The sequence below is a fragment of the Rhizobium alarense genome, assembly GCF_021555155.1.
Classification (GTDB): Bacteria; Pseudomonadota; Alphaproteobacteria; order Rhizobiales; family Rhizobiaceae; genus Rhizobium_D; species Rhizobium_D alarense.
Map to the genome: position 1 here is coordinate 63,714 of NZ_JAKGBU010000003.1, position 5,831 is coordinate 69,544.

Consider the following 5,831-nt stretch of genomic DNA (forward strand, 5'->3'; position numbering starts at 1 on the left):
GCGGCCCTCGGTCGTCGTCACCGCGAAGAGCACCGATCCGCGCGCCGTCGTCGAGAAGAACGCCAGCGGCATCCGGGCGATAACCCTGCCGGACAACCGGTGGGACCGGGTGGACATCAAGACCGTCGGCCTGCTGCCGAACGTCCTCGCCCGGCAGCAGGCGAAGGACGCGGGGGCGCAGGAAGCGATCTATGTCGGCGCCGACGGCATGGTGACGGAAGGGGCGGCGACCAATGTCTGGATCGTCGATAGGGCGGGAACGCTGGTGACCCGTCCGGCCGAACATGGAATTCTCAGGGGCATTACCCGCACCACCCTCATCGATGTCGCCGCCTCCGTCGGCCTGCGCTTCGAGGAGCGCCCCTTCGGCGTGGCGGAGATGATGGCGGCCCGCGAGGTTTTCATTACGGGGGCGACGAGCATCTGCTTTCCCGTCGTCGCGATCGACGGAACGACCATCGCCAACGGCCATCCCGGCATCACCGCGCAGAAGCTCCGCGAGGCCTTTTTCGACATTGCGGAGAAGACTGCGATTTGATACCAAAATCAACGGACCGCCGAAAAACCTTCGGGACGGTTCACGGGGACATGTGAATTCAGTCAACCGATCGGTTCGGGATCGGCAATCAAGAAAGAAGCGGCGCGATGGCGGAACGTTCTCAGAACTTGCAGGATCTATTCCTTAACACGGTTCGCAAGCAAAAGATTTCCCTTACGATTTTCCTCATTAACGGCGTGAAGTTGACCGGGGTGGTGACATCCTTCGACAATTTCTGCGTGCTGCTGCGCCGTGACGGTCATTCCCAGCTTGTTTACAAACACGCGATTTCGACCATCATGCCCGGCCAGCCCATGCAGATGTTCGAACCCGAGGAAAGCGCCTCGTGACGAGGTGAGAGCCCATTAGCAAGCACGAGACACGGAAAGAGTCGGTCGTTCCGGAGCCCGAAAGGCGCCGCGACGACATGCGCGCGGTCGTCATCGCACCCGTCCTGAAGAAGAAGGGCGGCGGCGAGGCGGCCGGCGCGTTCACGCGTTCCGACGAGGCGCGCCTTGCCGAGGCGGTCGGTCTTGCGCGCGCCATCGACCTTGAGATCGTGCATGCGGCGCTCGTTGCCGTCAGCCAGCCGAAGCCCGGCACGCTGCTCGGCACCGGCAAGATCGCCGAGATCACGGCGGCGCTCGACGAGCATGAAGCCGGCCTCGTCATCGTCGACCATCCGCTGACCCCCGTGCAGCAGCGCAATCTTGAAAAGGAATGGAACGCCAAGGTCATCGACCGAACGGGCCTGATCCTCGAGATTTTCGGCCGCCGCGCCTCCACCAAGGAAGGCACGCTGCAGGTCGAGCTGGCGCATCTCAACTACCAGAAGGGCCGTCTGGTCCGCAGCTGGACCCACCTCGAACGCCAGCGCGGCGGCGCGGGCTTCATGGGCGGTCCCGGCGAAACCCAGATCGAGGCCGACCGGCGGCTGCTGCAGGAACGGATCGTGCGGCTTGAGCGCGAGCTCGAACAGGTGCGCCGCACGCGTCAGCTCCACCGCTCGAAGCGCAAGAAGGTGCCGCATCCGATCGTGGCGCTGGTCGGCTATACCAATGCCGGCAAATCGACGCTGTTCAACCGCATCACCGGGGCGGGGGTGCTTGCCGAGGACATGCTCTTCGCGACGCTCGACCCGACGCTGCGCCGCATGAAACTGCCACAGGGCCGCACCGTCATCCTGTCCGACACGGTGGGCTTCATCTCCAACCTGCCGACGCATCTCGTCGCCGCGTTCCGCGCGACGCTGGAGGAGGTGCTGGAGGCCGACCTGATCCTGCATGTGCGCGACATGTCCGACCCGGACAACGGCGCCCAGGCGGGCGACGTGATGCGCATCCTCGGCGACCTCGGCATTGACGAGAAGGACGCCGCCGAGCGCATCCTCGAGGTCTGGAACAAGATCGACGGGCTGGAGCCGGAGGCGCGCGACGCACTCGTGCAGAAGGCCGCGACGACGCCGAACACCATCGCCGTCTCCGCGCTGACCGGCGCGGGCGTCGACCGCCTGCTCGCCGAAGTCAACCGGCGGCTCTCCGGGGCGCTCGTCGCGCGCGACGTCGTCGTCCCGGTCGGCAAGATGCAGATCCTGCCGTGGATCTACGACCATTCGCTGGTCGACGCGCGCGAAGACCAGGAGGACGGCAGCATCCGCGTCGAGCTCCGGCTGACCGAGACCGAAGCGACCGAACTCGACCGCCGCCTCGGCACCGGACCGGGCCGGGTGCTGGAAGACTGGGAAGTTTGACGCCGCTCGCCGGGAAGGTTGCCTGAAGGCTGCGCCATCGCCTGAGCGACTGCCCGCCGTTCCGGGCGTCAGGCGAGCTGGCGCTCGATCGCCTTTGCCGCCTGCCAGAGCTCTTCCATCCGGTCCAGCGTCGCCGCCTCCAGCGTTTCGCCGTTGCGCGCGAGCTCGGTCTCGATATGGCCGAACCGGCGGCGGAACTTGGTGTTGGTGCCGCGCAGCGCCATTTCCGGATCCGTGCCGGTGTGGCGGCCGATGTTGACGAGCGCGAAGATCAGGTCGCCGAGCTCGTCGGCGACCCGCGACCTGTCGCCCTCGCGCAGCGCCGCCCGCAGCTCCGCCACCTCCTCGTCGATCTTGTCGAGAATCGGTTCGGGCTCCGACCAGTCGAAGCCGACCCTGGCGGCACGCTCCTGCAGCTTCAGGGCTTCGACGAGGGCCGGGAACGAGCGCTGCACCGGGCCGAGAAAGCCGGCCTCGCCGTCCACCGGCAGCCCGCGATGCGCCCGGCGTTCCCGGCGTTCGCGCTTTTCCTCCTCCTTGATCACGCTCCACTGCGCCTTGACCGTTTCCGGCGTATCGGCGTCCGACCGTGCGAAGACGTGCGGATGGCGCCGGATCATCTTGCGCGTCACCGCCTCGACCACGTCGCCGAAGGAGAACGCACCTTCCTCCTCCGCCATGCGGGCGTGGAAGACCACCTGGAGCAGCAGGTCGCCGAGTTCCTCGCAGAGGTCGTCGCGGTCGCCCCGCTCGATCGCGTCGGCCACCTCGTAGGCCTCCTCGATCGTATAGGGCTTGATCGTCTCGAAGGTCTGCACGACATGCCAGGGGCAGCCCGTTTCCGGGGCGCGCAGAGCCGCCATGATGTCGATCAGACCCTTGATGTCGCGGGAAGGCTGCATGGATCGGTCCTGCGATGTCAGTTGAGCGGAATGGCGTTGCCGGCCTTGCCGGACTGGTAGCTGTCGGAAAGCCGGCCATAGGCTGCACGGATGCGGGCATCCTGCGCCTTCAGCGCTGCCTTCGGTTCGGGGTCGGCAATGGCGACGAGATCGGCGATCGCCGCCGAGCGCCAGAAGGCGTTGGTCTTCGCATAGCCGCCGGGATCGAGGCGGAAAACCGCCTTCAGGATCTTCAGGTCGTGCGGGATCGCGAAGCTGTCGCGGGAATCCTCGTGGCTGAAGAAATAGTAGAAATTGTCGAAGCCCGCCCAGGTGATGGCCGAAAGGCACATGGAACAGGGCTCGTGCGTCGAAAGGAAGACGAGATCTTTCGTGTCGGGCTTCTCCGCCTGCTCGTAGAAACGTTTCAGCGTGTGCACCTCGCCGTGCCAGAGCGGGTTTTCCGTCTCGTTGTTGGTCTCCGCCAGAACGAGCGACAGGTCGGACTTGCGCAGGATCGCCGCGCCGAACACCTTGTTGCCGGCGGCGACGCCCTTCTCGGTGAGCGGCAGGATGTCGTTTTCGATCACGTCCAGCAGGCGTGCCGCGAGTTGGGTCCCGTTCATGCGTCTCCCTTTTCTGCTTCTTGCGGGCGGACAGTTTCTCCTTTAGCGGCTGCGGCAGGCGGCAGACAAGGGCAGCGCGACGCGCCGGAGACTTTTGCTCAAAATGCCGGGGGAGCGAGCATAGGAATACCGATCGCCGGAAGGCTGCGGATTTCTGTTTCTTCAATTTTTGACCGTTATCCGCGATAGTCGCCACGAGTGAAATCAGGATGCCGATGACTCGCGAGACCGAACAGCTTTCCGTCTTTCCCGCCTTTTTCCGCGTCGCGGACAGGAGGGTCGTTGTCGTGGGCAACGGGGACGAGGCCTTTGCCAAGACCCGGCTGCTGCTCAACACGCAGGCCGCGATCGTCGTGGTCGCCGAGGCGCCGGAGCCGGCCTTTGCCGCTCTGCTGCGCCAGAGGGCGATCGAGGTCATTCCGCAGGCCTTTTCCGCCGACCTCATCGGCGACGCGGTGCTCGTCTTTGCCGCGACCGGCGACGCCCGGGCGGACCAGGCGGTCGCGCGGGCCGCGCGGGCGCTCGGCATTCCGGTCAATGCCGTCGACCAGCCGGATTTCTGCGACTTCTTCACGCCGGCGCTGGTCAACCGCGCGCCGGTCGCCGTCGCGATCGGCACGGAGGGCGCCGGTCCGGTGCTGGCCCAGATGATCCGCGCCCAGGTGGACCAGCTTCTCTCGCCCTCGCTTGGCCGGCTGGCCGCGCTGGCGGCCGACTATCGCGGCGCCGTCGACCGGCGCATTCCGCGCGGCGTTACCCGCCGGCTGTTCTGGCGGCGGTTCTTCACGGGCCCGGTCGCCGATGCGGTCAATGCCGGTGATATCGCTCTCGCCCGCGGCAAGGCCGAGAACCTGTTTGCGGCCCGCGGCATCGCCGCAGGCCGTGTCTGGCTCGTCGGCGCCGGCCCGGGCGCCGAGGACCTGCTGACGCTGCGCGCCCAGCGCGTCATGATGGAGGCCGATGCGATCGTCTTCGACGCGCTCGTGCCGCAGGCGATCGTCGACATGGGCCGCCGCGACGCCGAGCGCATCTCGGTCGGCAAGCGCAAGGGCTGTCATTCGAAGTCGCAGGACGAGATCAACGACCTGCTGGTGGAACTCGGCAAGGCGGGAAAACGGGTCGTGCGGCTGAAATCCGGCGACCCGCTGGTCTATGGCCGCGCCGCCGAGGAAATGGCGGCGCTGCGCGAGGCCGGCGTCGCCTATGAGATCGTACCCGGCATCACGTCCGCCTTCGCGGCCGCCGCCGATTTCGAACTGCCGCTGACGCTGCGCGGCGTCGCCTCGTCGCTGGTCTTCACGACCGGCCACGACCTGACGGGCGCCGTGCTGCCCGACTGGGCGCGGCTTGCGATTTCCGGCGCGACGATCGCCGTCTATATGGGGCGCACCGTCGCCGCGTCGGTCGCCTCGCGGCTGATGGAGGCGGGCCTGCCGGCGGAGACGACGGTCGCCGTCGTCGAAAACGCCAGCCGCCGCGACCGCCGGCTGCTGCACGGCACGCTGAAGGACCTGCCGGACCTCGAGTTTCGAGACGAGCTGACCGGTCCGGTCATGGTGATCATCGGCGATGCCGTCGCCGGTGCGAATTTCGAACAGTCCGTCCCGCTCGCCGCGCGCGAGACAGTGGACGCGCAAGACGTGGGAGCATGACATGGCTGAAAAGGTTCTGACCGCGAACCGCCTCTCGGACGGCATTTCCGTCTGGCTCGACGCCAGCGGCGCCTGGAGCGAGTCGCTGCAGGACGCCTTCGTGGCGCGCCACAAGGAGGCCGTCGAGGCGCTGGAGGCGACCGGCAGGCAGGCCTATGCCGACAACAAAGTGGTTGACGTCAACGTCATCGACGTCGAAGAAGTGGAGGGCGTCCTTCGTCCGCTGCGCATGCGCGAGCGCATCCGCGCCGAAGGTCCGTCCATCCCCTATGCGGCCGGCTATTCCGGCCTCCATGCGACCGGCCCGACGGCCGCCTGAGGATTGATCCGACATGTACCGCTACGATGAATTCGATCATGCCTTCGTTGCCGACCGCGTCGCGC

General features: G+C 66.8%; 7 protein-coding genes. 5 read left to right on the forward strand and 2 right to left on the reverse strand.

Going from position 1 to position 5,831, the window contains the following annotated elements; all coding sequences use genetic code 11:
• The 3 genes from LXM94_RS01680 to hflX form a co-directional block, all read left to right on the forward strand.
• Positions 1-538: aminotransferase class IV (locus LXM94_RS01680; RefSeq protein ID WP_235769414.1), on the forward strand; the 538-nt coding region annotated here is incomplete at its 5' end.
• Between the two features lie 107 nt (positions 539-645).
• On the forward strand, positions 646-888 hold the full coding sequence (gene hfq / locus LXM94_RS01685) for an RNA chaperone Hfq (protein ID WP_235769415.1): 243 nt from the start codon (positions 646-648) through the stop codon (positions 886-888).
• A 77-nt stretch (positions 889-965) separates the two neighbouring features.
• Positions 966-2,288, forward strand: coding sequence for a GTPase HflX (gene hflX / locus LXM94_RS01690; RefSeq protein ID WP_235769416.1), 1,323 nt, complete (start codon positions 966-968; stop codon positions 2,286-2,288).
• A 68-nt stretch (positions 2,289-2,356) separates the two neighbouring features.
• Here hflX and mazG read toward each other — a convergent pair whose 3' ends face one another.
• Both mazG and LXM94_RS01700 read right to left on the reverse strand, forming a co-directional pair.
• Positions 2,357-3,190: a nucleoside triphosphate pyrophosphohydrolase gene (mazG, locus tag LXM94_RS01695; protein WP_235769417.1), complete on the reverse strand. Its 834-nt coding sequence runs from the start codon at positions 3,188-3,190 to the stop codon at positions 2,357-2,359.
• Between the two features lie 17 nt (positions 3,191-3,207).
• Positions 3,208-3,795 carry a deaminase gene (locus LXM94_RS01700; protein ID WP_235769418.1) on the reverse strand — a complete coding sequence of 196 codons (588 nt, stop codon included), beginning with the start codon at positions 3,793-3,795 and terminating at the stop codon, positions 3,208-3,210.
• A 215-nt stretch (positions 3,796-4,010) separates the two neighbouring features.
• On the opposite strand from LXM94_RS01700, the gene cysG reads away from it, so the two are divergent.
• Both cysG and LXM94_RS01710 read left to right on the forward strand, forming a co-directional pair.
• A complete protein-coding gene (gene cysG / locus LXM94_RS01705; protein WP_235769419.1) occupies positions 4,011-5,447 on the forward strand; it encodes a siroheme synthase CysG in 1,437 nt (478 codons plus the stop codon).
• 1 nt (position 5,448) lies between these two features.
• Positions 5,449-5,766 (forward strand): DUF2849 domain-containing protein, encoded by a 318-nt coding sequence (locus LXM94_RS01710; protein WP_235769420.1) that lies wholly within the window; start codon positions 5,449-5,451, stop codon positions 5,764-5,766.
• Positions 5,767-5,831: the final 65 nt, after the last annotated feature.

Bases quoted from the DNA above. Each gene is read 5' to 3' on its own strand.
- LXM94_RS01710 (WP_235769420.1), top strand. From the start codon at position 5,449: ATGGCTGAAAAGGTTCTGACCGCGAACCGCCTCTCGGACGGCATTTCC.
- hfq (WP_235769415.1), top strand. From the start codon at position 646: ATGGCGGAACGTTCTCAGAACTTGCAGGATCTATTCCTTAACACGGTT.
- cysG (WP_235769419.1), top strand. From the start codon at position 4,011: ATGACTCGCGAGACCGAACAGCTTTCCGTCTTTCCCGCCTTTTTCCGC.
- hflX (WP_235769416.1), top strand. From the start codon at position 966: ATGCGCGCGGTCGTCATCGCACCCGTCCTGAAGAAGAAGGGCGGCGGC.
- mazG (WP_235769417.1), bottom strand. From the start codon at position 3,190: ATGCAGCCTTCCCGCGACATCAAGGGTCTGATCGACATCATGGCGGCT.
- LXM94_RS01700 (WP_235769418.1), bottom strand. From the start codon at position 3,795: ATGAACGGGACCCAACTCGCGGCACGCCTGCTGGACGTGATCGAAAAC.